The 25,155-nt window shown below is 36.8% G+C and carries 22 protein-coding genes; 7 read left to right on the plus strand and 15 right to left on the minus strand.

Annotated elements, in window-relative coordinates; translation table 11 throughout:
* Nucleotides 1-423: a SufE family protein gene (locus tag RYK20_RS03645; RefSeq protein WP_311456093.1), complete on the minus strand. Its 423-nt coding sequence runs from the start codon at nucleotides 421-423 to the stop codon at nucleotides 1-3.
* A 53-nt stretch (nucleotides 424-476) separates the two neighbouring features.
* Complete coding sequence (locus RYK20_RS03650) at nucleotides 477-2,324, minus strand: M1 family metallopeptidase (protein WP_311456092.1); 1,848 nt, start codon at nucleotides 2,322-2,324, stop codon at nucleotides 477-479.
* A 212-nt stretch (nucleotides 2,325-2,536) separates the two neighbouring features.
* Here RYK20_RS03650 and RYK20_RS03655 point away from each other — a divergent pair, with 212 nt between their 5' ends.
* The 3 genes from RYK20_RS03655 (at nucleotide 2,537) to aroE (ending at nucleotide 4,660) form a co-directional block, all read left to right on the plus strand.
* Nucleotides 2,537-2,788 carry a hypothetical protein gene (locus RYK20_RS03655; RefSeq protein WP_311456091.1) on the plus strand — a complete coding sequence of 84 codons (252 nt, stop codon included), beginning with the start codon at nucleotides 2,537-2,539 and terminating at the stop codon, nucleotides 2,786-2,788.
* Nucleotides 2,789-2,954: 166 nt separating this feature from the next.
* Entirely contained in the window at nucleotides 2,955-3,896 is a 942-nt protein-coding gene (gene rsgA / locus RYK20_RS03660; RefSeq protein ID WP_311456089.1) for a ribosome small subunit-dependent GTPase A, read from the plus strand.
* 17 nt (nucleotides 3,897-3,913) lie between these two features.
* Nucleotides 3,914-4,660 carry a shikimate dehydrogenase gene (gene aroE, locus RYK20_RS03665; RefSeq protein WP_314894456.1) on the plus strand — a complete coding sequence of 249 codons (747 nt, stop codon included), beginning with the start codon at nucleotides 3,914-3,916 and terminating at the stop codon, nucleotides 4,658-4,660.
* Between the two features lie 9 nt (nucleotides 4,661-4,669).
* Here aroE and msrB read toward each other — a convergent pair whose 3' ends face one another.
* From msrB to RYK20_RS03695, 6 genes are all read right to left on the minus strand, one after another.
* On the minus strand, nucleotides 4,670-5,716 hold the full coding sequence (msrB, locus tag RYK20_RS03670; RefSeq protein ID WP_297978474.1) for a peptide-methionine (R)-S-oxide reductase MsrB: 1,047 nt from the start codon (nucleotides 5,714-5,716) through the stop codon (nucleotides 4,670-4,672).
* 110 nt (nucleotides 5,717-5,826) lie between these two features.
* Entirely contained in the window at nucleotides 5,827-6,519 is a 693-nt protein-coding gene (locus RYK20_RS03675; protein WP_314894457.1) for an LrgB family protein, read from the minus strand.
* Complete coding sequence (locus RYK20_RS03680; RefSeq protein WP_314894458.1) at nucleotides 6,506-6,871, minus strand: CidA/LrgA family protein; 366 nt, start codon at nucleotides 6,869-6,871, stop codon at nucleotides 6,506-6,508. Before RYK20_RS03680 ends, RYK20_RS03675 begins: the two co-directional genes overlap by 14 nt.
* 155 nt (nucleotides 6,872-7,026) lie before the next feature.
* Complete coding sequence (locus RYK20_RS03685) at nucleotides 7,027-7,395, minus strand: heavy-metal-associated domain-containing protein (protein WP_297978477.1); 369 nt, start codon at nucleotides 7,393-7,395, stop codon at nucleotides 7,027-7,029.
* 17 nt (nucleotides 7,396-7,412) lie between these two features.
* The gene (locus tag RYK20_RS03690) at nucleotides 7,413-9,656 is read right to left on the minus strand and encodes a TonB-dependent receptor (RefSeq protein WP_314894459.1); all 2,244 of its coding nucleotides are present in this window, start codon (nucleotides 9,654-9,656) and stop codon (nucleotides 7,413-7,415) included.
* Between the two features lie 143 nt (nucleotides 9,657-9,799).
* Nucleotides 9,800-10,219 carry a hypothetical protein gene (locus tag RYK20_RS03695; RefSeq protein ID WP_314894460.1) on the minus strand — a complete coding sequence of 140 codons (420 nt, stop codon included), beginning with the start codon at nucleotides 10,217-10,219 and terminating at the stop codon, nucleotides 9,800-9,802.
* Between the two features lie 314 nt (nucleotides 10,220-10,533).
* On the opposite strand from RYK20_RS03695, the gene RYK20_RS03700 reads away from it, so the two are divergent.
* The 3 genes from RYK20_RS03700 to RYK20_RS03710 all read left to right on the plus strand — a co-directional run bounded on the left by RYK20_RS03700 (nucleotide 10,534) and on the right by RYK20_RS03710 (nucleotide 14,227).
* Nucleotides 10,534-11,487 carry a helix-turn-helix domain-containing protein gene (locus tag RYK20_RS03700; protein WP_314894461.1) on the plus strand — a complete coding sequence of 318 codons (954 nt, stop codon included), beginning with the start codon at nucleotides 10,534-10,536 and terminating at the stop codon, nucleotides 11,485-11,487.
* 120 nt (nucleotides 11,488-11,607) lie between these two features.
* On the plus strand, nucleotides 11,608-12,873 hold the full coding sequence (locus RYK20_RS03705; protein ID WP_314801308.1) for an aminotransferase class I/II-fold pyridoxal phosphate-dependent enzyme: 1,266 nt from the start codon (nucleotides 11,608-11,610) through the stop codon (nucleotides 12,871-12,873).
* A 67-nt stretch (nucleotides 12,874-12,940) separates the two neighbouring features.
* Entirely contained in the window at nucleotides 12,941-14,227 is a 1,287-nt protein-coding gene (locus tag RYK20_RS03710) for a replication-associated recombination protein A (protein ID WP_314894462.1), read from the plus strand.
* Here the strand turns inward: RYK20_RS03710 and RYK20_RS03715 are convergent.
* From RYK20_RS03715 to RYK20_RS03745, 7 genes are all read right to left on the minus strand, one after another.
* Nucleotides 14,221-14,757, minus strand: coding sequence for an acyl-CoA thioesterase (locus tag RYK20_RS03715; RefSeq protein ID WP_297978499.1), 537 nt, complete (start codon nucleotides 14,755-14,757; stop codon nucleotides 14,221-14,223). The two genes, RYK20_RS03710 and RYK20_RS03715, sit on opposite strands and share 7 nt — an antisense overlap.
* 187 nt (nucleotides 14,758-14,944) lie before the next feature.
* Entirely contained in the window at nucleotides 14,945-15,757 is an 813-nt protein-coding gene (locus RYK20_RS03720; protein WP_314894463.1) for a metallophosphoesterase, read from the minus strand.
* A gap of 35 nt (nucleotides 15,758-15,792) precedes the next feature.
* A complete protein-coding gene (locus tag RYK20_RS03725; protein ID WP_314894464.1) occupies nucleotides 15,793-16,704 on the minus strand; it encodes a WYL domain-containing protein in 912 nt (303 codons plus the stop codon).
* Nucleotides 16,705-16,715: 11 nt separating this feature from the next.
* On the minus strand, nucleotides 16,716-17,006 hold the full coding sequence (locus RYK20_RS03730) for a cyclic-phosphate processing receiver domain-containing protein (protein ID WP_314894465.1): 291 nt from the start codon (nucleotides 17,004-17,006) through the stop codon (nucleotides 16,716-16,718).
* Nucleotides 17,007-17,125: 119 nt separating this feature from the next.
* Nucleotides 17,126-18,925 (minus strand): DUF262 domain-containing HNH endonuclease family protein, encoded by a 1,800-nt coding sequence (locus tag RYK20_RS03735; RefSeq protein ID WP_314894466.1) that lies wholly within the window; start codon nucleotides 18,923-18,925, stop codon nucleotides 17,126-17,128.
* Nucleotides 18,915-20,243 carry a DUF262 domain-containing protein gene (locus tag RYK20_RS03740; RefSeq protein ID WP_314894467.1) on the minus strand — a complete coding sequence of 443 codons (1,329 nt, stop codon included), beginning with the start codon at nucleotides 20,241-20,243 and terminating at the stop codon, nucleotides 18,915-18,917. Before RYK20_RS03740 ends, RYK20_RS03735 begins: the two co-directional genes overlap by 11 nt.
* A 162-nt stretch (nucleotides 20,244-20,405) precedes the next feature.
* Nucleotides 20,406-20,693, minus strand: a complete 288-nt coding sequence (locus tag RYK20_RS03745) for a cyclic-phosphate processing receiver domain-containing protein (protein WP_314894468.1) — start codon at nucleotides 20,691-20,693, stop codon at nucleotides 20,406-20,408.
* 152 nt (nucleotides 20,694-20,845) lie between these two features.
* Between RYK20_RS03745 and glgP the strand changes: the two genes are divergently transcribed.
* Nucleotides 20,846-25,045 (plus strand): alpha-glucan family phosphorylase, encoded by a 4,200-nt coding sequence (gene glgP / locus RYK20_RS03750; protein ID WP_314894469.1) that lies wholly within the window; start codon nucleotides 20,846-20,848, stop codon nucleotides 25,043-25,045.
* Nucleotides 25,046-25,155: the final 110 nt, after the last annotated feature.

A 25,155-nucleotide genomic window follows, 5' to 3' on the forward strand; every position in this document is an offset into this window, starting at 1 on the left:
TTATTTGGTATTTAAAAGAGTTGCTTGTGCATATAATTTCATTTGTTCTATCATACTAACTAATCCATTAGCACGGGTAGGAGAGAGGTGTTCCTTAAGTCCTATTTTATCAATAAAGCTCATATCAGCTTGTAGAATATCAGAGGCTTTCTGTCCAGAAAGTACCTGAATAAGGATAGCAATAATTCCCTTAGTAATAATAGCATCACTATCAGCAGTAAAATAAATTGTATCACCTTGGCAATCAGCGTGTAGCCATACTTGGCTTTGGCAACCTTTGATAAGGTAATTTTCTGTCTTATATTGTGAATCTATCATAGGAAGTTGCTTTCCTAAGCTAATCATATATTCATAGCGATCCTCCCAATTCTCTAGCAATGTGAAGTCAGCAATTAGGTTCTCTTGTATCTGAGTAATGGTCATTTTTTTAGGTGCAAAAATACAAAAATAATAAGTAAGAAATAATAATTAACAATCTAATAACGGTAAGAATGGCATTCAGCATTTGGGTCAGCCAAAAATTCCTGTGGATCTATTTTAATATTTTTTACATCAATCAGAGGTATTGGTAATTCAAATTGATAACTGTTTTCAGCCCAATTCCATACAGGTAGAACAATACGTTCCATATTGGTAAAAGGATTAGGTTTTTCCCCAAAGGTTAGGTCTATAGGAACATATACAGAGAAAGGTTTTTGCCCTTGAGGGATAATTAGAATATCCAGCGGCATAGGTACACGCCCTTTTTTGGAGAGGGTAACGAGCGTTCTATTGCCTTTAGCTTCTACTTTTTCTATACAATAGCCAATGTGGTGTGTTGTCTGCATAAATTCATTTAGGAACCAATGTAATTGCATTCCTGATTCTTTTTCGGCGCATCTGATGAAGTCCTCAGGAGTAGGGTGCTTGAAAGCAAATTCTTTGTAGAAACGCTTAAGAGTTCGTTCCATTGCCTTGCGTCCTATAATATAGTCCAGATGAGAGGCGAACATAGTTCCTTTTGCGTAGGCAGTACTAAAATATGCCCTACTAGTCTCAAAAAAATCACCTCTTATAGAAGGATCTTCTTCTTTTGCTTCAGAAATATACTTTAGGAAAGCCTTACGGCGAAAATCAGAGAAGTTTGCCATAGGCTTTTTCTCTATCACATCAGCATAAGCCCATAGTTGTAGAAAACAAGTGAATCCTTCGTCCATCCAAGGGTATAACTGCTCATTGGAAGCAAAAATATGCTGAAACCAAGTATGAGCCAGCTCGTGAGAAGCTGTTTTAATAAGTGCATCTAGTTCTTTTCCACCTTCTATAAAGGTACACATTGCATATTCCATAGCTCCTTGCCCAGCTTGTATAAAGGAATAATGGCTCCAGGGATAGCGCCCTACTTTTTGCTCATAGAAATCCATTACTTCAGCCATAGGAGCCTGTATTTTCTTCCAATTCTCTTGGAAAGTCTTATAGAAAAAATGAATTTCGGTTCCTCTTTTGCTCTTAACGATGTCGTGCTGGAAGTTAGGGTCGGCAGCCCAAGAGAAATCAATCACATTGGTAGCTTTAAAGTGCCAAGTTCTTGTTTTTTGTTTGGTTTTCACTTCTTTGATGCCTGCATACCCAAATCCTATTTGTTCAGGATTTTGTAGGTCTCCTGTTCCGGCTACAATATAGTTTTTGTCTAAGGTAATTTTTACATCAAAGTTAGCCCAATCTCCATAGAATTCAGCAAAAATATATTGGTAAGGGTGCCATCCTTTGCTATCATAAGCACAGATGCGAGGATACCATTGAGAAAGGGAAAGAGCTACCCCGTCAGAATTATTTCGTCCCATACGGCAAACAGACTCAGGGATTTGTGCGGTATATTTCATCTTAAAGGTAGCTTTGCTATTAGGAAGGATAGGCTCTTTAAGGATTACTTGTAGGATTGTTCCTACTTCCTTGTAAGTAACTGGACTTCCATTCTGTTCTAAGGATTGAATACGAATAAATCCTTGTTCATTATCCTTCAGGGTACTAATTTTGGTAACTAACTTAGGTTCTGCTTCAGTTCCTATATTTTTATAGAAACGAACAGGCATATCAGAGGTATTACGCATATGTACATCCATCTGGCTATTAGGTTGGAAAGCATTCAAATACAGATGATAGAAAAGAGTACGAAGGGTATCAGGTGAGTTATTATAATACTCAGCAAGTTGTTCTCCTTTGTATTGGAAAGTTTTTACATCCATCTGAATATCCATCTGGTAATCAATGTGTTGTTTCCATTGGGAGAATCCTTTTGTACAAGTAAGAAAGGTTAATAAACAGAAAATGAATGAATTTCTCATCTTTTTTAAGTGAAATTAGCAAGGGCAAAAGTACGAAAAATACAATTAAAAACAAAACATTTATTATGTTTCATTCTAAATATAATTTTTAATTATTCAAAATATATATTATTGAAAATGAGCTATTTAGTTTGTTTCTAAAGAGTTTGTTTTCTAATTTTGCACCCAGAAAATAAAACAGAAAAATAACTTAATTAAAAAAATAAAAAATTATGGCTATCCGATTAGTAAGTGGCTGTGTAAATTGCGAAAATTTAACAGCAGAGAATGTATGTAAGCTTTATAATATTAAAGTAGAAGTAAAGCACACTTGTGATGATTTTAATATGCGTCCAAGCTTAAAAGATGAGGTAGATTGCCTTTCTTGTTCAAAATACAAAACACAAAGTTGTGCTAACCAATTGCACGCAGCAGAGGGAATGCTTTGTAATGAATGGGCACCTGACACTACAGCAGAAGCTTAGTGAGTGACTGCGTTTTTTTGTAAAAACATATCTAAAACGGTTAAAAAGGCAATAAGTAGCAATACTTGTTGCCTTTTGTTAGCTAAAAATATAATTCTTCTATAATTGTTGATAACTTTTTGGATATTTGTTTGTACAGACTCCTAAAATGTAGCATATTTGCCCTATGAAAGGAACGGTATATAAATCTACAGGAAGCTGGTATCAGGTAAAAGGAGAAGATCATCAATTCTATGAGTGTCGTATCAAGGGGAAAATTCGCTTGAAAGGCATTAAGAATACCAATCCTATTGCTGTAGGAGATGAAGTCTTATTTGATATAGAAGAACAACAAGGAGTTATTACAGAAATCTTTCCTAGGACTAACTATATTATCCGCCGTTCAGTAAACCTTTCCAAGCAAACACATATTATAGCCTCCAATATAGATGTAGCCTTCTTGCTCGTAACACTTAATAATCCTACCACTTATACTTCTTTTATAGACCGATTTCTAGTAACGGCAGAAGCCTATCATATTCCAGCAGTTCTCCTTTTTAATAAAATAGATACCTATACAACAGATGAGTTGGCTGAGGTGAAATATTTAGCCTATATGTACCGTAATATAGGCTATGAGTGTATTGGGATTTCGGCACAGACAGGTAAGAACCTCTCTCAGGTAAAAGAACGATTAGAAGGGAAAACGGCTATGGTACTAGGACATTCAGGAGCAGGAAAATCTACCCTGATCAATGCTATTTCTCCTTCTCTCCATTTACGTACACAACCCCTTTCGGAACTTCACGGACAAGGGCAACACACTACTACTTTTGCCCAGATGTATGACCTAGACCTCTCTGCAAGAATCATTGATACACCAGGGATTAAAGGATTAGGAATAGTGGATTTTGAACGTGAAGAGATAGGGAATTATTTTCCTGAATTTTTTGCTCTAAAGGAACAATGTAAGTATCATAACTGCTTACACCTGAAAGAACCACAATGTGCTGTTAAAGAAGCGCTGGAGGCTGATAAACTGTATTGGAGTCGTTACAAAAGTTATTTACAACTTCTTGAAGGAGATGACCTATACCGAAAAGCCCCTTCTGATACGCCAGAGGACTAACCTTTATTCATATACTTATGCTTACTCCCCATACTTATGCCTTGATTGGTAAGAATATTTCTTATTCTTTTTCAAGAGATTATTTTGCGAAAAAATTCAAAAAAGAGCAGATTACAGATGCTATTTATATAAATTTTGATATACAAACGATAGATGAACTTCCTGAACTGATTCTAAAGACCCCTTCTTTATGTGGAATGAATGTAACTATCCCCTATAAGGAGCAGATTTTAGGCTATCTCACCCATAAAAGTAATGAGTTAGAACTAATAGGAGCTTGTAATACTATAAAAGTACTCCCTACAGGTGTTCTTAAGGGCTATAATACAGACTATATAGGTTTTTCTGAATCACTGAAACCTCTGTTAAAACCTCATCATACCCAAGCTCTTATATTAGGGACAGGAGGAGCGGCTAAGGCAGTGGCTTTCTCTTTGGGACAGTTAGGGATTTCTTATCTTTTTGTTTCTAGAAAAGCCTCTTCACGAGCAATTAGTTACCAGCAATTGGATAAAGTAGTAATGGAACAAAATCCCTTGATTATTAACACGACACCCTTAGGAACCTATCCGAATATTAAGGAGGCTCCGCCTATCCCTTACCATCTAATTACTCCTGAACACTTACTCTATGATTTGATTTATAACCCTGCAGAAACTACTTTTCTTAGTCGAGGAAAGCTGCAAGGAGCTATAGTTAAAAATGGATATGAGATGCTCGTACTCCAAGCAGAAGCCTCTTGGAGAATTTGGAATTCAATATAGAAAGTAAGACTATTTTTTCTGGAAGAGAGATAGATACTTTCCATATCCTTCCTTGATAAGGGATTCCTTGGGAATGAAGCGCAAGGAAGCACTATTGATACAATAACGCATTCCTCCTTTATCCTTAGGTCCATCAGGGAAAAGGTGTCCTAGGTGTGCATCGCCTGTCTTACTCCTTACTTCTGTACGAATCATATTATGGGATTTGTCCAGTTTTTCATTAATAAGCCCTTTTTCAATAGGCTTAGTAAAGCTAGGCCATCCACAACCTGAATCGAATTTATCCAAAGAACTGAAAAGAGGTTCTCCTGTGGTAATATCTACATAGATACCTTCTCTTTTCTCATTCCAATATTCATTCTTAAAAGGAGGTTCAGTAGCACTTTTTTGAGTAACTTCATATTGTAGAGGGGTAAGTTCTTTCTTAAGGGTGCTTTGTTCTTTTTTTGTATAAGACGTAGAAGGTTTTGGGTTTGCTTTGCGAGCCATTTCAAACAAAGCTGGAGAAATGTGACAATAGCCTTTGGGATTTTTCTCTAAGTAGTCCTGATGATACTCCTCTGCTGGGTAGAAATTCTTTAAAGGTAAGTTCTCTACTACAATAGGCTTTTTATATAAGCTAGAGAGGTTATTCAATAGGTTTTTGATAAGTGCCTGATCGCTTTTATCAGTATAGAAGATGCCCGTACGGTACTGTGTTCCTATATCATTTCCTTGTTTGTTCAGGCTAGTAGGGTCAATCGTCTTAAAGTATAGCTCTATGAGTTGAGGCAAGGAAACCTCTTCTGGTTTATAGATAACTTTTACGGTTTCAGCAAATTGGGTATTTCCCTGAGAAACTTCCCGATAGGAAGGATTCTGGGTAATTCCATTGGCATAACCAACCTCGGTGGAGACTACTCCTCGAATCTGCTTGAGGAAATGTTCTGTCCCCCAGAAGCATCCTCCTGCAAAATAAATCTCTTTTGTTTGCATATTTTTTTTATTTACCTGAGCGAATGAAACATTGTTTAGGAAAAAAGCTAAAGAGAAAATGATCAAATGAAAGACTTTCATTTTTATTGAATATTAATAGGTTACATATATTAATAGGGGATAACATATTGTTATCCAAAGTAATAGTGATTCCTGTTTTCTTATAGCAAAATTACGAAAAAAAGCTGAAACTACAAAATAAATGGGATAACTATAGGAGCCAGAACAGCGGTAAAAATCCCATTAAAAATCATTCCTAAGCTAGCATAGATAGCGTGCTTTTCACTAAGATTTAGAGCAGCCATAATTCCTAGTGCGTGAGAGGCAGTACCTAAAGAAATGCCTCGTCCCATAGGGCTTTTTATTCCTGTCCAGCGCAATACCTGATAGCCCAAGATAGCCCCTAGAATCCCTGTAACAATTACAGCGGCTACAGTAAGGGAAGTAATCCCGTGTAAGGTCTTGGAAATCTCAAGTGCTATAGGGGTAGTTACAGACTTGGGAGCTAACGAACGAATAATCTCGTCACTCGCTCCAAGCCATTTACTGATATAGCTTACTGAGATAATCCCTACAAGGCTCCCAATGAACTGTGAGACTAAGAGAGGGAGTATTTGCTTCTTAATTTTTGAAAGTTGTTGGTACAGAGGAACTCCCATAGCCACTATAGAAGGCTTGAGCCAAAAATCAATATACATACCTGCTTGTTGTTCGTAGGTCTCATAAGAAATATTGAAGACAATCAAGTAACCAATTAGTATAGAAACACTCAATAGAACAGGATTCAGAAACACAGATTTATAACGCTTATGAAGCATTTGTGCTCCATAATACACACCAAAAGTAATTCCTAGTAACAAAAGAGGATTCTCAAATATTTTCATTAGAATGATGTTTGGTTCTTTTACGCATAAATTGATAGATATGACCTGTAACTACCATAACAAGAACAGTACTTAGAAGAATAGCAATACTAATAGACCAGAAATTGGCAGCAATAAGGTCAAAATAGGCTAAAATAGCCACACTAGGGGGAACAAAAAAGAGCCCTAAGTTAGCCATCAGAAGGTCAGAGATGGCTTTTACCCAATGTAGTTTTATCCATCCTAGGTGTAAGAAGAGGGTAAGCAGTATCATTCCTATAATACTAGAAGGAAAGTGTATTCCTGTGAGATAAACTAATATTTCTCCCAAGGCTAAACACCCAAAGATAATGGCACAATATCGGATGAGCATAAGTATTTTATTAAAAAGCCTGCAAAATTACATTGTTTTAGCTAAGCAGGAAAGTAATTTTGTGTTTTTTTCTCTTTAATAGGGTTTGCTATAATAAAAAGAATGACATAATAACTATAGGAAGCTATTATGCCATTCTCTGGAGAATAGGTCTTCTAGTGGTGATTTCTTACCACCTCTTCATCACGATATTTGCAACAGTCACTTACTTTATTATAATCTTCTTCGGTGGCTTCTATCTTTTGGGTGCCATCAGCAAGGCTGTTGGAATGTCCTACTTTGGCAATGGCATTTTGTACATTCTGAACCGATGTTTTATGTTCGTCTAAGACCAGTGCTAGCAGGTGGGAATTCACATTCCATTGTGCATACTTTACGCCTTTTACGCCTAAGGCTGCCTTTTCTATACGGGATTTACAGGAATTACAAATGCCTTCCACATTGAGTTGTGCTTTTGCATTCTTATTTTGAGCAACTCCTGATAGAGTAAGGGCTAAAAAAGCCAGAATAATAAGTGTTCTCATTGGTATATAATTTATTTTTATTTAAGTTTGAAACGGATACCTCCATAGATCATACGTCCTAAAGTAGGCGCATAGGTCATAGAAGCATCAAAATAAGTGCCAAAAGGATTATTCGCTGATAAAATAGCATTCTTCTGGTAGTAATTGAAGAGATTTTCAGCTCCTAGATAGACTTCAATGCTGGGAGAGAATACTCGGGTAATTTGTGCCTGAGTAGTCGTATAGGCGGGGGCTTCTGCTTCCATCTGGTAGGCAAGTGGATTAGCTGAGGTGTCAGGTAATCTCTGGGTACCAATAGCATTGAAGGTAGCATCGAATCGCCATTGTTTTCCTTGGTCAGGGACTGTCTCATAGGAAAGGTTCACCATCCAGCGTTCCTTGGGTTGGAGAGGTTGTACTCGTCTTCCACTAGTATAATCGGTCTGTACATCGAACCATTTATAAGCAACTTTTAGCTGAGTTCTTTTAAGGATTTCATAGGAGGCTTCTAGCTGAAAATTAGTAGAAAAACTCTTTCCATTTAGATTATAGAAACTGATTTCTCTAGGGTTATCCCAATCAACTACTACTTGCTGGGTGAAGTTGGTATAATATAGGTCAGCAACAAGTTCCAAAGCTCTTCCTCCAAGGGTAAAGTGCTGAGTGAATGAAAGCCCGTAATTCCAAGCAATTTCAGGAGATAGCCCATAAGTTTTCTCCTGTGAGGTACCTAATAGGCGAATGGCACGCTGGGTAGAGAAGAGCTTTTGATTTTCTGAGAAAATACTGGCAAGGCGTTCTCCTCTTCCTAAAGACAGGCGCAATGTTCCTTGTTGCCAAGGCATATAACGCAAATGAAAGCGAGGAGTAATAAAGGCTCCCATTCGATTATGGTAATCTGCACGAGCTCCTGCTGTAAGTCCAAAACGTTCTCCTTGTGTAAGACTGTATTCAAAGAAAGCTCCTACTGAAAAATCAGTACGATTATAGTCCCCAGAGAGTGAGTTAGTGGCTACATTTTCCTCAATAACATCAGTAATACTACTAACTCCTGTGGTAAAAGTATGATTGGTATTTCCTATGATAGATTTGAATAAAGCATTGAGGTAAAGGGTATTTTGCCCGATATCATATAAATTTCTAGCAAAGGTAGAAGCCTGCTTGTATTGCTTATAATCTGCTTGGAACCCTAAGCTCTGGTAAGGCATATCTACCCATAGATAGCCTAGCTTAGCAGAAGCATTGAATTGATGAATTCTATTCTCATTCTGCCATAGGGTAGGGGCTACTGTATGAGAGAGTTGCCCAGCTTTTCGTTGATCATATAAATAATGTACCAGCAAGTTGGAAATCCACCCTGTATCAGAATTAGCATATTGCCAACGGTTCATTAGGTTGATTTGGCTTCCTGTAGGAGTATCCATAAAGCCATCTTTATTGGTATCCATTTCCATATTACGGGCATTACCGTGTAGGTAGAATCCTGTATGCCAGTGTTCGCTGACTTTGGTATTGAGGTGATTATTCAGTTCAAAACGCCCATCCTCACTTCCATAAGCATTCACAAAAATACGGGTATCCAAGATGGGTTTTACTAGTTCTGTATTAATCTGCCCAGCAATGCTTTCATAACCATTAATAACGCTTCCTGCTCCCTTAATAATCTGGATATTTTCTACCCAAGAACCTGGTATGAAAGTCATTCCATAGACTTGTGAAGCTCCTCGAATACTAGGAACATTCTCTTGGGTAAGAGATAGATAGGGACTCGCTAGCCCTAACATCTTGATTTGCTTGGTTCCTGTTACGGCATCAGCGATAGCTACTTCAGTATTGGAACTGGTCTCAAAGCTATCTGAGAGGTTACAGCAAGCAGCCTTGAGCAACTCACCAGAGTTGATATTAATCATTCCTGCATTACTTAAGGCTAAGCGTTCTGTAGGCTTACGCTTGGCGACGGTGACTTCTACACCAGTTAGCTCACTAGCCTCAACCTCAAGAGATTGAGTGACAAACTTCAGCGGATCTGTAATATGGATAACCTTTGTTTTGAAGCCTGTGTAACTGATAACTAGCTTCTTAAGCTCTGGCTTATAGAGTAGTTTGAAGTGTCCTTTGTCATCAGTAACAGTGCCTATAGAGGAGCCTTCCCAATAAACGCTTACGCCAGGGGCAGTAAAGGTCTCTGAAATATCATTCAGAGAGACTTTCCCTTGTAATACAGTCTGTGCAAAAGACCAAAAGGGAATAATTAAAAATGTTAAAAAGAGATATTTCTTCATTGTTAGTTTTCTTTTAGTAAAATTTAAATCAATAATTATATTAGGATTAACTCTGATTAATCCAAAAAGAGGACGAGAGAAAAGAAATTTTTTTCTTAACTCTTTTAAAATCCTTAGTGCTTGACTAATAATTGATTATAAAACTAACAAAGAAACTGCTGAAAAAGAACAGGGAGGTTCCTCGACAGCAAAAGCGGGACGTAATGATGCTGTAAGATAACTTTCTTGGATGTGATTCCTTCGAGAGTTCTTACAAAAGGTGAGACAATAGTAGGAAGTACTTCTTTTTTAGCAAGTACTGAGATCGTCTTATTTTCTTCCGATTTTTCTAATCTTGCATAAGAGAGTAAAGGGAGCGCCTCACAACAAGAGTGCTTAGTGGTCTTTCCTTTCTGAGAACTACAGCAGGAAGGAATTTCCTCCTTTTGAGGACAACTCTTTTTTCCCATTTGGCAATGAGACTGTTCTTTGCAAGAAGGCATAATGGGATGGCTTATGTGAGTACTCCCCACTAAGCACACTACCATTATAAGGGATAGTATCTTTGCAAAAACAGTCTTCATTTGAGTTATAAAAAATACATTGATATGAAAATTGGGGCAAAGCTACAACTTTTTTTTGAATAAAAAAATATTTTTCTATTTTTTTATTTTCAAAGAGAATGAATTGTAACGTCTTAGCGAAAAAATACTGTCAAAAAAGATTCTAGATTATTAGTTTTTTCAAAATATTAAAAAGTTGAAAAATTTTTGTTGAAGGAAGATATTTAACGGAATGAAACAAATAAAAAACATTTTTATAACAACTATTTTCTTGCAAAAAAACTTTTTTTATAGTAACTTTGCAGGCAGTCAAAAGAAGTTTTAAAAATATCTTTATGGAAGCGAAGACCTCATACAAGCAGTATATTAATGACCTAAAACCAGAAATTGCTAAGCGCTTGAATGAAGCATATTGGTATATTAGAAAGAATACAGAATATGTAAACCAGACACTGATAGCTGAAAAAATAGGAGAGTCAAGGAGTAACTTCTCAGCAGCCCTTAATGGAAATGAAAAATATGTTACTGAAGGACTTGTTAGAAGAATTGTAGCTTCCTTTCCTGAGATTAGCCGAGAGTGGATGCTTACTGGGCAAGGGAAAATGATTATTACTCAAGAAGTTGATAGTTACCTCAGAAGAGAGCGTGAAAAATATGGACTTTCCTTAATAGATATTACTGAATATACACATATCCCTCTGAGGCATCTTAAGGCTTATGAGAATGAAGAGAAGAAGATTCCAGAGAAAGTATTAGAAATCCTTGAAAATTTCTTTGATAGGATGGAATATGAATATCAGCATAAAGAAGAGGAAGGAGGGGAAAACACCTCTTCATTACGTTCTGAGCTGATGCTCTCTTCCGTGAGGGTGCCTTATTATGATGTAGATTTTGCAGGAGAGTGGTCATCAGCAGAGCTTTTTACTCAGGTGAGACCTTCTTTTGTGATTAGTGCACCTGATTTTGCACGAGCAGAATTTGCTTGTAACCTTATAGGAAATGCCATCTCCAGCCGTATCAAAAGTGGGGCAATTATTGGTCTGAGAAAAATAGAAGATTGGAAAACCTATTTTCCCACCAATGAGATATATGGAGTGGTTACTAAGAATAATCTTCGTACCATTAAGATAGTTAAGAGAAGTGCTCAAAAAGGTTATCTGGACTTGGTGCCAGCACCTCTGCCTGAGCATAATAATCCTCCTTATGAAGTAGAAACAATTCCTGAAGACTACATACAAGTATTCTATCAGGTGGTGGCTTCAGCTTCCTTTGAAAGGCTTACCATGTAGAATTAGAAATTTAACAAAAAATTACGAATAAATTGTTGGCTCTATTTCTAAAACTTCATACTTTTGCCTGCTTTTACAGCGAATAAAATAAAGAATAGAAATTTATATAACATACAGATTATGAATGATTTGTTTGAACACATAAAAACAAATAAAGGGAATATAGGACGCTGGGCTTCTCACGCTGAAGGGTATTATGTTTTTCCTAAGTTAGAGGGAGAACTAGGACCTCATATGAAATTCCAAGGGAAAGAAATTCTTAACTGGAGCCTTAATGATTATTTAGGGCTGGCTAATCATCCAGAAATACGTAAGGTAGATGCTCAAGCAGCGGCTGATTATGGTGCTGCTTATCCTATGGGAGCTCGTATGATGAGTGGGCATACAACAGTACATGAGGAATTAGAGAATCGCTTAGCAAAATTTGTTCACAAAGAAGCTGCTTATTTGCTTAATTTCGGGTATCAAGGAATGGTTTCTATCATTGATGCCTTAGTTACTAAAAATGATGTAATTGTATATGATGTGGATTCTCACGCTTGTATTATTGACGGGGTGAGGTTACATTTCGGAAAGCGATTCACTTATCAGCATAATGATATGGAGAGCTTCGCTAAGAATATAGAGCGAGCCAAAAGAGTTGCTGAAGCATCAGGAGGAGGAATTCTTGTAATTACAGAGGGAGTGTTTGGAATGAGAGGGCAACAAGGAAAACTAAAAGAAATCCTCTCTTACAAAGAAAAATATGGATTCCGTATTCTTGTGGATGATGCTCACGGATTTGGTACTTTGGGAAAAACAGGTGCCGGTGCTGGTGAAGAACAAGGAGTACAGGATCAGATAGACCTCTATTTCTCGACTTTTGCTAAGTCTATGGCTGGAATAGGTGCTTTTGTAGCAGGGGATAAGGAAATTATAGATTACCTTAAGTATAATCTACGTTCTCAGATGTTTGCAAAATCTCTTCCTATGATTTATGTGAAAGGAGCTCTTAAGCGTCTGGAAATGTTACAAACAATGCCAGAGCTCAAGCAAAAACTTTGGGATAATGTAAATGCTTTACAGAACGGACTTAAGTCAAGAGGCTTTAATATAGGAGATACCAACACCTGTGTAACACCTGTATTTCTACAAGGAAGTATTCCAGAGGCAATGGCAATGGTGAATGACTTACGTGAGAACTATGGTATATTCCTTTCTATAGTAGTGTATCCAGTAATTCCTAAGGGAATGATTCTCTTGCGTATTATTCCTACAGCAGCACACTCTATGGCGGATATAGAACGCACTTTGGAGGCTTTTTCTGCCATCAGAAGCAAGCTTGAAGGAGGCGTTTATCGTGCTCAAAATGCAGCTTTAGAAGCTGAAATGGAAGGAAAAAAATAAAAGAAACTCTTCAATAGCCTTTGCCAAGTACAGGACTTGGTAAAGGTTCCTTTAATTCCCTTTTAATATGACAGATTCTCGCCCATTAGCAGAGCGTATGCGTCCCACACGCTTGTCTGATTATGTAAGTCAGTCCCACTTGGTAGGAGAGGCGGGAGCTTTACGATTACAAATAGAGAAAGGGATAACTCCTTCCTTAATTTTCTGGGGACCTCCCGGCACAGGAAAGACAACTTTAGCCTATATCATAGCTAAGGAATGCCAGCGTGCATTTTTCTCCTTGAGTGCTATTAGTAGTGGTATTAAGGAGGTAAGGGAGATTATAGAAAAATCCAAGCGAGAACGAGGCTTATTCACTGCTCATAACCCGATTATATTTATAGATGAAATCCATCGTTTCAACAAGGCACAACAGGATTCTCTGCTAGAGGCTGTGGAACGAGGATGGGTAACCCTCATAGGAGCTACTACTGAGAACCCAAGCTTTGAGGTGATTCCAGCTTTACTTTCTCGTTGTCAGGTATATATTCTGAAGGCTTTCTCCAAGGAAGATCTTTTGACACTCTTACATAGGGCTATTCAAGAGGATATCTACTTAAAAAATAGGAAAATACAACTTAAGGAAACAGAAGCCTTACTAAGGCTATCAGCAGGTGATGGACGTAAGCTCCTCAATACCTTTGACCTAGTGGTCAATACCTTCTCTCAAGGCGAAGAAATTATCCTTACCAATGAAAAAGTTCTACAAGTAGTCCAACAACATACTGTCCTTTATGACAAGACAGGAGAACAGCATTATGATATCATTTCAGCCTTTATTAAATCTATTCGAGGGAGTGATCCTAATGGAGCTGTTTATTGGCTTGCTCGTATGATAGAGGGAGGCGAAGAGGTGAAATTCATAGCCAGACGTATGCTTATCCTTGCTAGTGAGGATATAGGAAATGCAAATCCTATGGCGTTGGTAGTTGCTAATAATACTTTCCAAGCAGTAACTACTGTAGGCTATCCAGAGGCTCGTATTATTCTTAGCCAATGTGCTATCTACCTAGCAAGTTCTCCTAAGAGTAATGCTTCTTATAAGGCAATTAATACAGCACAACAATTAGTCAAGCAGAAGGGAGACCTTCCCGTACCTCTTCATTTGCGTAATGCTCCTACTCAGCTAATGAAAGATTTGTCCTACGGGAAAGACTACCAATATGCCCACGATTTTACAGGAAATTTTGTCTTTCAGGATTTCTTACCCGATGATCTACAGGGCGTACGTCTCTATGAACCCTGTGATAATCCTAAGGAAAATGCCTTACGAATGTATTTGAAAGGTTTGTGGGGAGAACGTTATGGCTATTGATCTTCCAAATCTTCGAAAAGAGCCTGTAATTCTGTAGCTTGGTGAGGCTTGAGTCGTCCTGCGAGAACTAAGCTGAGCTGTTTTCTCCTTAAAGCTCCTTGATAGCGTTCTATTTCTAAAGCTGTCTCAGGGATTACTTCAGGTACCTCTATAGGTTGTCCGTGTTCGTTTAGAGCTACAAAGGTATAAATAGCTTCATTGGACTTAATACGTTCTCCATTTACAGAATCTTCTACCCATACATCTATATATACTTCCATAGACGATGTAAAAGCACGAGAAACGGCAGCTTCTATCATTACCACACTTCCCTGAGGGATTGTCTTGTTAAAAGAAACAGAATTCACCGAGGCGGTAACCACCACACAGCCGGAATGCCTATGAGCAGCAATGGTTCCTACTCTATCCATCCGAGCTAAGAGCTCCCCTCCGAACATATTTCCATAATGATTGGTCTCATTGGGCAATACCAAGTCTGTAGAAACAGACCTTGAGGCTGAGACAGGTTTTGGGTCTAGTTTTTTGCTCATATAAATATTATTTAGAATGCAAAAATACAAAAAAAATGAATATATTCATCAGAAAATACATTTTTTACAAAAAGATATTGATAAAAATAAAAATTTTAAGTGTAATGTAAATAGAGCCTATTGCTTGTGATAAATTGCTCCATTATCGTAAATCTTAAACTCGTATTAATAAAAATATACGCTAGATTTAAACTTCAATAGCACAATCCCACGAGAATCCTTCGTGTTCTTCTCTCATTACATATCCTAACTGATTAGTAAGTAATTGGGTATTTCCTACTTTGAAATTAGGTTGGTTGAAATGATGATGTCCATAAATCCAATAGTCTATAGGGTTTTTAGTAATAAGATCCTCCAGTTCCATAGCAAAAGCATCATTAAGGGAGCTTCCTGCATATATTTCTGGATAATTTTGTTTGGTAGGGACATAATGAGTAGCTACTATAATATGGTCAATTTCTCTTGCTTTTTTTGCCTTGGAAGCTTTTTTGATCTCTTCCTTGAGAAAGCGAACCGCAACCTTGTTAAAGTAATTATAGTCTTTTATGGTAAGAGATTCTATTTCGTCGGTTTCCTCAGTGTTTTGTACTGTAATATAACGAAAATCGTTCATTCCATAAAGGACAGCCTTTTCATTTTTCTTATGGATATGACTCCACATTGTAGAGAGAATTAGCCGAGTACGCCCTATGGTCTCCGTGTAATTATCTACTAGGAAAAGGTTGGGAACTTCTTTGAGGAGTTGTTCATAGCGGGTGCTGGCATAATGATGGGTGAAGAGGTAGTATTCGTGATTCCCTGGAATCCAGAAAACTTTCTCAAAACCTCGACATAAATCGGCTACTTCACTTTTATAAATATTCCGAGAAAGGTTTACAAACAGACACAAGTCTCCTGCAATGATAAGAATGTCTCCTACTCGTTCAATAGGGTTGTTATCAAGCCAATTGAGGTTGTCTTCAAATTCTAGATGTAGGTCAGAACAGTATTGGATAAGCATAATATAAATGGTAATGAATCGGTTGAAATAATAGGTTAAGATAGATATTGCTCATAGGCTTCTTTGAGGTATCCCTTCACTTCTTTAGCTAATGAAGGCGGTGAAATTACTTTTACATACAGGCTACGGGCGCATATATCCATCACAAAGTCATAATTAGGGATAAGCCGTAAGCGGATACGCACTTCTTTTTCATTATCTATCAATACTTCTTGTGAGGGATGTAAGGGGAGGGTCTTAATGTATTGTCCTTGCTGATAATCAAAAGATAAGATGATTTCCTGCGGAGGCGTTTCTGTATCAATTGTTATTCCATAAGAATTTTTGAAAAGAGTTTCTATATCTACTTTTTTATGTTGTACTTTGGTTTGTGTAATTTCTAATTGTGTAATACGGTCTAGACCAAAGGTTTTGATCCGGTTATCACCTTGGTAGTCTTCAGCAATAAGGTACCATCTGCGTTTGTATTCCTTTAAGGCATACGGAATCACCTCTCGCAAGTGGGGTACTCCTTCCCAAAACTTGGTATACACGAAGCGTAGGGTGCGATGTTTTTCGATAGCCTCAATAATCTCTTCAATGTAATGCAAACCCAGTGTTTTTTCTTGTTGCTCAAAAAGAAGTACCTCCTGCATCTCCTTAGTGCGACGATAGGCATCCACTAGTAATATATTATCAAAAATAGCATAACGATTCGTGAGTTCATTCTCCTCGATGACCCATTTGCCTTTTCCTTTAGGAGTGATGTAAATCATAAAAATATCCTGTAATAAGCCTCTGTCCCTCTGGAAAGTTTTTTCTGAAAAGCTAAATTTTTCACAGTCCTTATCTTCGTGTTTTCGCTTTAGAAAATCATAGATTTCCTGATAGCTAAGCCCCTCTTGAGGAGCTTTTTCAAGAGCTTTTACAATATATACTAAGCGAATGAGTTGTTCTTTTTTTGCCATAGTTTTATTTATTAAAATTCTATATTCTTTTTAAAATTCGCTAATAGTTGTTCTATATTCGCCTTACCTACAGGGTTTTGGCTGTGCACTGCAAAGTTAGGCAAAGGCAACTGACGGTCTAAACAATAATCCACCAAATATTTGGTACAATCATAGCCAGAAAGCCCCTCGCCCAAATCGTGGTCAAACGAGATAAAATCAGGCAACCCATAGTGCTGAAGATAAGCTACAAATTCCTCGTAGCTATACACCCGCTCAAACCCCTCAGGAGTAGTACGTAGGTCATCTAAATAAAGATTCATTGTATAACTTTAAAAATAATGCTGCAAAGATACAATGTTAAATAGACAAATTATGACCGAGGGTGGTGTTTTTTGAAAAAATATCCCCACTTTTTTAGGAGTGGGGAGGGGGAGAAGGTTTATTCTTTAGAAGACTGATAAAATTTCAAAAGAGCTTCCATTTCTTCTTGATGTTGTTTAATTTCTTGAATATTCCATTCATTTCCCGAGAATGTCTCAAACATCATCAGTCTTTTAAGACTTGTATTATTATAAAATGATTTCTTTTTGTACTCAGGATGTTCTTTATTAGCTGATGAATTTTCAGAGTTACTGATTAAGCAAAGGTTTCCAAAACTATGGAGTATTTTCTCTCGCTCCTCATCTTGTTTGTCAGGAGGTAACGTTTTATCTACCTCAATAGTTGAAATTTTATTCTGTGGTAATAAATGCTCCTTAGAAGGCAATTGTCTGAAATAGAATTTATTGAAATAGTCTCTAACTTTCTCCATTTTATTGGAAATAGATTTTATTGTTTCAGGACTATCTATTTTATCTTTCCCTCTCACATAGTCGTAATAGACCTCCCAAAGCATATACTCAAAGTAATAGAATGTCTTAGTAGAAACTGACCAAAAGGAAACTTCTCCTAATGAGATATCTTTAATTTCTTTTTCTAATTCGGACTTCAAAACACTATATAAGTCTTTCTCTTCCACCTTATCTCTTAATAAACTCAAGAGCCAATCCTTTTTGTCGTTAGAAACCGTCGCATAATAGAACATCGTTTGTAACATTTCTATTTTTCTCTCTTCATCAGCAATTTCATTTGTTTCTATTTCTTCTTTATCAAATTCATATCCGCTTATCCTCCAATTGCTTTCCTTTTCATTTAATAATAGACTATTTTTAATAACATACTTGTCAAAATAGATTCTATATTTGAGTAAGGCAACAATAAAAGTTTTTGCATTTTTATAGTCTTTAAATGTCTCTAAAAGTTTTTTATCATCAAATGAAATCTCTTTATCAGGATTTATAAGATGATATATATAAAGTAAAAAAGTAGGAAACTCTAATACAGAACGATAATCATACGTTTTGCTTTCTTCTCCCTGCTTAAATCCTTTAGGAAGTGTTTCTACACCCTTTTCTAAAAGTGCTGCTATTGTTTGAGACTGATTATTTTCATTACTCTCATCTTTTCCAAGTGAAGAAACAATATCATCAAAGGAGAGCTCCTCTTTCTCTAATAATTCTTTAGGAATCCCATTATTCCAAATATAGTCTCCCATAAAAGAACAAGCCTCCCACACTTGAGCAAAAACTTCTTTATGAGAATCATCTATTTGATTCATCAGTTGTGCTTTGAGTATCTCGTGTTTCTCCAACTGCTCGCCACGATTGTTCATTATTTCAAAATAATGATTTAACTCAGTTTCTTTAGGTAATTCTGTTCTAAAAATATGAGTTTGTTTAAAAAACTTCTTCCTAAATGCTTCTTTATCTTTGATATCATTGAGAACACTTTTAATAATCTCAATGCCTTGCCTTAGCTTTAGGTTTTTTGTTTCAGGAATTTCAGGTAGGCTATCTATACCTTTAGAAAGCTCTCTAAAAAATAGTTCACACTCAGAGCGTGCTTGAAATCTAAGATTAAAGGAAGTCTTTTTATCTAAAACAGCTTTGATAAGATTTAGGGTGGTATGACGCTGTTGCCCATCCACAAGTTCATAACTCCCATCATCTCTTTTAAAGGTAACTAAAGTACCCAAATAATATCGTTCGTTCTCTTCTATACTGTTAACATCTTTAATAAGACGCTCTATTTGAGGTTGTTCCCATTCGTAATTTCGTTGATAAATAGGGATAATATAAGAGTCGTTACTTAAAACTTCTTTTATTGTTATGGCTTTTTTTATTTCTTTATTATTCGTCATTGTCTTTATGGGTTAAAAAATCAAAAATAGGTTTTACTCCCTTTACATATTCATTTTCATTCCACTCTCCTTTAGGAATATAATTACAAAATAAATCTATTTTTAGTTCCTCTGGTGAATAACTCTTAGGAATAGACTTAAAGAAACGAAAGGCTTTGTAGTGGTTTAAAATACTGTTTTCTGATATTGCTTTATTCTCTAATCGTAGTCGATATACATTCTTGTAAAATTCTTTATAATAGACACTTTCATTGAAAGCTTCAAGGTTAAATCTATCTACAAAAAGTAAACAAATATTCTCAAAAAGATTTCTTACCTTTACATCACCTACTCTCCAAGAACCCCAATATTCAAGACATCTTTCTTGATAGAATTTTTCAAAAATCTCATTACCTTCAAGCAATTGTTTCTTTAACTCAATATAATGAAATACGTAGTCAAAGAAATTTCGTCCGTTGATAATACGCATATCTATCTGAAAAGGATAAGTTTGAGTGATACCAAAATTGTGAGATATTGAAGATATTGTCTTATCTAATATCCTTAGAGGTTGTTCATAGTTGTATTTTGTTTTTTTATAAAGGCTTATACCCTTAAATTCGTTTAGATCTGACTTATAAAATGAATATTTAGGATCTCCTTTTACCCATTTTCGTATTCTATAGAGATGATTATTGAGGATATCAAGTAAAGGATTGTTTTCCTTGAGGAGATAATCTTCCCATTTGATGACGTATTGTTCTATTTCTTTATCTGTATAACCATCTTTATCCATTTCTCTTAAGTGAAAAGCTTTTAATAGGTCGTGTGGATAAAGTTCTTTACCCCTTGAGTTTTGAGTGTCAAATAGCTGAAAAGCTTCATCTTGACGATATACTGTAATAACAACAAACTCACATTTATCTTTTAACTCGTTTAAAAACATTTCTTCATTTATTTCTAATCTCTTAGCACCAAACCATTGTTTGATTTGCTCATAATTATAGATGAGATTATTTTTAGAAATCTCATTGCTATATTCTTGGTTCTGAAGTAGCTTATCTTTTTCACCTAAATAATATAAAATAAGTGAAAGGGTCGTTAGGCGTTGTTGTCCATCTACAATATTATGATTGCCATTTTCATCTTGATGAATAATAAGAGTTCCTACTCGGTAGGTTCGCTTACCAATATAGATATTTTCATACAAGTCATCAAGCAGCTGAAGAACGTGTTCTTTATGCCATTTATAGGGTCGTTGATAAGGAGGTATGACATAAGTATTATAAAGTTCTTTTAATACTTTTTCCTTTAATTCAGGATACTTAGAATCTTCCATTTTGAAGTGGTTTTTTAATCTTATACGACAAATATAGAAAATTTTTATGATATGTATTTCCTTTTTGCCTATAAAAATTTATAATTTATGAATGTCCTTTCTTTTTGGTTACAAAAATACAATTCTAAAAGGACAAACTGTGACTGGGTAAAAAAGAAAATTTTATTTTTTACTATATTTCCTAAAATTCTCTAATAGTTGTTCTATATTTTCCTTCCCCACAGGGTTTTGGCTATGCACTTTATAGTCAGGCAAGGAGAGCTGGTGTGCTAAGCAGTACTCTACTAAGTACTTAGCACAGTCATAGCCTGAAAAATCTTCACCCAAATCGTGGTCAAACGAGATAAATTCAGGCAAGCCGTGTTGCTGAAGATAAGCTACAAATTCTTCATAGCTATACACTCGCTCAAATCCCTCAGGAGTAGGACGCAAGTCGTCTAGATAAAGCATATAAAACTCTAAAATTTATGGGCAAAGATACAACTCTAAAAAGACAAACTATGACCGATTTGAGAGAAAAATATAAAAAAAAATTCCTGTTTTATTCTTGATTTTACGCTAAAAAATCCGTATATTTGCAAATTGATATAAAATCCATAATAATGGAAGAGAAAGTCCATACAATGACACCAGATTATCTATTTGAAGTAAGTTGGGAAGTAGCCAACAAGATAGGAGGGATACATACAGTGCTAGCCACCCGCGCATCTCTCTTACAAGAGTCCTTAGGACGGCGATATATCACCCTAGGTCCTGATGTGTGGCAACACAAGGAAAACCCCGAATTTGTGCCAGATGAAACTCTTTTTTCTTCTTGGCAGAGTAAGGCAAGGGCAGAGGGATTACAAGTGCGTACAGGTTATTGGAATATCAAGGGGAAACCCATTGCCATTCTGGTAGATTTCTCTCAATATATTTCTCAAAAAGATGATATTCTTACCTATTATTGGGATATCCAACAGTTGGATTCTCTCGGAGCCTCTTGGGAATATACTGAGTCTGTACTTTTTGGCTATGCTGTAGCAAAAGTCCTAGAGAGTTTTATTCATTTTCAGGTAGGCTCTCGTGAACGTAGTATCGTTCATTGTCACGAATGGATGACAGGAACTACCTTACTCTATTTGAAGCATCAGCTTCCTCAGGTAGGAACAATATTTACCACCCACGCTACTGTATTAGGGCGTTCTATTGCAGGGAATGGTTGGTCTCTCTATAATTATCTTAATGATTACAATCCCTCAGAGCTAGCTTATCGTTTTGGAGTACATCACAAGCACTTTCTTGAAGAAAAAGCTACACAGAATGCTGATATATTCACTACAGTAAGTGATATTACAGCTAAGGAATGTATCCAATTCCTACATCGTACTCCAGAGGTAATTACTCCTAATGGCTTTGATAAAGATCATTTGGCTCTTAAGGCAGATTTTCTTTCCAAAAGAGCCAAAGCAACCGATAAGCTTTTGCAGGTAGCTCGTACCCTCACAGGAGAGGCTTATCACAAGAAACCTTTCTTTGTAGGAATTAGTGGTCGTAATGAATTCAGAAACAAAGGGATAGATGTTTTTATTGAAGCATTACGAAAGCTTAACTTAGATGGTAATTTCCAGAAAGAAGTAGTTGCTTTTATCCTTATTCCTTCGGAACACCAAGCCCCTAATCAAGGCGAACAACTCTATGTAACTCACTATATTCAAAATGAATACGAGAATATTATCCTCTCTAAGCTTAAGGAAGCTCAACTCTTTAACTTACCAGAGGATAAGGTGAAAGTTGTGTATTGCCCTAGTTATCTCTTTGGAAATGATGGGGTATTTAATATGACTTACTATGAGCTTCTTACAGGGCTGGATCTTACCATATTCCCATCCTATTATGAGCCTTGGGGATATACTCCTTTGGAGAGTCTTTGCTTTGGAATCCCTACCATAACAACTACCTTAGCAGGATTTGGTACGTGGGCAAAAGCCAAATTCCCTACAGAGCATACCGCTTTGGAAGTACTAGAACGAGATGATCATAACTATGAAGAAGTAGTTACTGGAGTTGTAAGACAGATAGAAAAAATAGCTACACTTCTCCCTAATGAATATGAAGCCTTATGGGAAGATGCGCAACAGATAGGGCGAGCTGCCTTATGGGAACAATTTATTACCTATTATCAGCGAGCCTATACACAAACCCTCTTAGTAATTGAAAAACGAATAGAAAACCTCCCTATTACAGATATGGAAACCACCTCTTATATAGAACAAGATAAGGCGATTAATACTCCTTATTGGCGTAGTGTAATCGTACACCGCTCTACTCCTGAAAAGCTCAAAGCTTTAGAAGAACTTGCCAAGAACCTATGGTGGTCTTGGAACGAAGAAGCAGAACAATTGTTCAAAAGTATCAATCCCGAAGAATGGCACCGAGTGCATAAGAATCCTATTATGCTCTTGGATACGATTTCCGTAAGTGAGTTCAAAGCCCTTGAGGAGGATGAACAGTTTATGCAACGTTTGGAAAAGGTATATGCCGATTTCCTTTCTTATATGGAAAAGAAAAAGGAAATGGTGAGCCCCTCCATTGCTTATTTCAGTATGGAATTTGGGCTACATTCCTCTCTTAAGATTTATTCAGGAGGATTAGGCGTTCTTGCAGGAGATTATTTAAAAGAAGCTAGTGATAAAGCAACAAAGATTACAGGGGTTGGGCTCCTTTATCGTTATGGATATTTCACACAGAAGCTTTCTGCCTTTGGAGACCAAGAATCTGAATATGAAGCACAGGATTTCTCTAAAATTCCAGCTACTCCAGTAACTGATGAATACGGAAAATGGCTACAAATCTCTTTAGACTTACCTGGGCGTACCCTCCACGCACGTGTATGGAGAGTGGATGTAGGTCGTATAGAACTTTATTTGTTAGATACTGATTTTGAGGATAATAATGAAGAAGATCGCTCTGTAACCTATCACTTATATGGTGGAAATTGGGAGAACCGACTCAAGCAGGAGATGCTTCTGGGCTTAGGGGGTATCAAGATGCTTCGAAAGTTAGGTATTTCGTCTGATATTTATCATTGTAATGAAGGACACGCGGCACTTATTGGTTTGGAGCGCCTGAACAAATTTATTAATGAATTCCATCTCTCTTTCTCAGAGGCGGTGGAAGTAGTGCGAGCTTCTTCTCTATTCACCACTCACACACCTGTTCCCGCAGGACACGATTTCTTTGAGGAATCTATGCTAAGAACTTTCATAGGGAACTATACTGAAAATTTACACGTGAATTGGGAACAGATTCTTGCCCTAGGAAAGATAGATGTACATAATCCTTCTGAGAAATTTTCGATGAGCTTCTTAGCGGCTAATCTCTCTCAGGAAGTCAATGGAGTAAGTATGCTTCATGGAGAAGTAAGCCGAGATATCTTTAAGGATATGTGGAAAGGTTATTTCCCAGAGGAACTCCATATTAGCTATGTGACTAATGGAGTGCATCAGCCTACTTGGACAGCCCCATTGTGGAAAGAAGCAGAACAGAAATATTTTAAGAAAGAAGCTAATGATTACTATACAGAAGCTTCTTTTGAGGGAATCTATAACCTACCCGATGAGAAAGTTTTCCAGATAAAGAATGCACTTCGCTCTAAACTTGTAGAACGGGTTAAGAATAGCTTACAGGATTCTCAGAATATCTCTTATTTTACCCCTCGTGAAATTGTGGAGGTTTCTGATAATCTTCGTGATGATGTCCTTACCATTGGTTTTGCACGACGTTTTGCCACCTATAAGCGAGCCCATTTATTATTTACCAACCTTGATAGGCTGGATGCTATTGTGAATAATCCTCAACGTCCTGTACAGTTTGTATTTGCAGGGAAAGCACACCCAGCAGATAAGGCAGGACAAGACCTCATCAAGCATATTGTGGAAATATCCAAGCAACCTCGTTTCTTAGGGAAGATTCTTTTCTTACCTAACTATGATATGGATTTGGCACGTACCCTTATACAAGGAGTGGATGTATGGATGAATACCCCTACACGTCCTCAAGAAGCTTCTGGAACCAGTGGTGAGAAAGCAGCAATGAATGGAGTGATGCACTTTAGTGTGCTGGATGGTTGGTGGGTAGAGGGTTATCGCCCAGATGCGGGTTGGGCTCTTCCTCAGAAACGTACTTATGAAAACCAAGCCTATCAGAATGAATTAGATGCAGAGCTTATCTATAATATTATAGAAGACCAAATAGCTCCTGCTTTCTATAACAAAAATGAGAAAGGTATATCTATAGAATGGTGCAGTTATATCAAAAATACTATTGCTAAAGTGGCTTCTCGTTTCACTACTTACCGAATGCTCTGTGATTATGAAAAGCAATATTACTATCCTCAACAGAAGCGTTCAGCTCTTATTAGGGCAAATCATTTTGAGAAAGCAATTGCTCTCTCTCAGTGGAAGAAAAAAGTTCGCCAAGAATGGGCACATATACGTATAGAGAAAACAGCTACTCCTCATAAGAATAACCAGCTTATCTCTTTAGGGAATACCTACGAGAGCACCATTCAGCTCTACTTAAGTGAGTTGACTCCTGAGGATATAGGATTAGAACTAGTAGTTACTCAAATGGAAGAAGAACAAGTGAAGATTCATCAGCTTATCCAAGCCAAATTGGTTGATTTCTCCAATCGTATAGCTACATATAAGATTACCTCAGTAACAGAGGATGCAGGTGTATTTATGATAGCCTTGCGGGTATATCCTAAGCACGATTTGCTACCGCATCGTCAGGATTTCCCATTGGTGAAATGGTTATGATTTTAGAAGAAACTTTGTCAAAACCCATATGGGTTTTGACAAAGTTATTAACAATTTCAAAAGTTATCCCCAAACCTTGATTTCTTCAGCCAAAAAGTTGTAACTTCGCG

Source organism: uncultured Capnocytophaga sp. (genome assembly GCF_963525585.1).
GTDB lineage: Bacteria > Bacteroidota > Bacteroidia > Flavobacteriales > Flavobacteriaceae > Capnocytophaga.

Excerpts from the sequence above, each read along its gene's own strand:
- msrB (WP_297978474.1), bottom strand. The coding sequence starts at position 5,716 with ATGAAAGTCTTTCATTTGATCATTTTCTCTTTAGCTTTTTTCCTAAAC.
- RYK20_RS03720 (WP_314894463.1), bottom strand. The coding sequence starts at position 15,757 with ATGCTTATCCAATACTGTTCTGACCTACATCTAGAATTTGAAGACAAC.
- RYK20_RS03715 (WP_297978499.1), bottom strand. The coding sequence starts at position 14,757 with ATGAGCAAAAAACTAGACCCAAAACCTGTCTCAGCCTCAAGGTCTGTT.
- RYK20_RS03725 (WP_314894464.1), bottom strand. The coding sequence starts at position 16,704 with ATGGCAAAAAAAGAACAACTCATTCGCTTAGTATATATTGTAAAAGCT.
- rsgA (WP_311456089.1), top strand. The coding sequence starts at position 2,955 with ATGAAAGGAACGGTATATAAATCTACAGGAAGCTGGTATCAGGTAAAA.
- aroE (WP_314894456.1), top strand. The coding sequence starts at position 3,914 with ATGCTTACTCCCCATACTTATGCCTTGATTGGTAAGAATATTTCTTAT.
- RYK20_RS03690 (WP_314894459.1), bottom strand. The coding sequence starts at position 9,656 with ATGAAGAAATATCTCTTTTTAACATTTTTAATTATTCCCTTTTGGTCT.
- RYK20_RS03675 (WP_314894457.1), bottom strand. The coding sequence starts at position 6,519 with ATGAAAATATTTGAGAATCCTCTTTTGTTACTAGGAATTACTTTTGGT.
- RYK20_RS03700 (WP_314894461.1), top strand. The coding sequence starts at position 10,534 with ATGGAAGCGAAGACCTCATACAAGCAGTATATTAATGACCTAAAACCA.
- RYK20_RS03645 (WP_311456093.1), bottom strand. The coding sequence starts at position 423 with ATGACCATTACTCAGATACAAGAGAACCTAATTGCTGACTTCACATTG.
- RYK20_RS03745 (WP_314894468.1), bottom strand. The coding sequence starts at position 20,693 with ATGCTTTATCTAGACGACTTGCGTCCTACTCCTGAGGGATTTGAGCGA.
- RYK20_RS03730 (WP_314894465.1), bottom strand. The coding sequence starts at position 17,006 with ATGAATCTTTATTTAGATGACCTACGTACTACTCCTGAGGGGTTTGAG.
- RYK20_RS03680 (WP_314894458.1), bottom strand. The coding sequence starts at position 6,871 with ATGCTCATCCGATATTGTGCCATTATCTTTGGGTGTTTAGCCTTGGGA.
- RYK20_RS03695 (WP_314894460.1), bottom strand. The coding sequence starts at position 10,219 with ATGAAGACTGTTTTTGCAAAGATACTATCCCTTATAATGGTAGTGTGC.
- RYK20_RS03710 (WP_314894462.1), top strand. The coding sequence starts at position 12,941 with ATGACAGATTCTCGCCCATTAGCAGAGCGTATGCGTCCCACACGCTTG.
- RYK20_RS03705 (WP_314801308.1), top strand. The coding sequence starts at position 11,608 with ATGAATGATTTGTTTGAACACATAAAAACAAATAAAGGGAATATAGGA.
- RYK20_RS03650 (WP_311456092.1), bottom strand. The coding sequence starts at position 2,324 with ATGAGAAATTCATTCATTTTCTGTTTATTAACCTTTCTTACTTGTACA.
- RYK20_RS03655 (WP_311456091.1), top strand. The coding sequence starts at position 2,537 with ATGGCTATCCGATTAGTAAGTGGCTGTGTAAATTGCGAAAATTTAACA.
- RYK20_RS03735 (WP_314894466.1), bottom strand. The coding sequence starts at position 18,925 with ATGACGAATAATAAAGAAATAAAAAAAGCCATAACAATAAAAGAAGTT.
- RYK20_RS03685 (WP_297978477.1), bottom strand. The coding sequence starts at position 7,395 with ATGAGAACACTTATTATTCTGGCTTTTTTAGCCCTTACTCTATCAGGA.
- glgP (WP_314894469.1), top strand. The coding sequence starts at position 20,846 with ATGGAAGAGAAAGTCCATACAATGACACCAGATTATCTATTTGAAGTA.
- RYK20_RS03740 (WP_314894467.1), bottom strand. The coding sequence starts at position 20,243 with ATGGAAGATTCTAAGTATCCTGAATTAAAGGAAAAAGTATTAAAAGAA.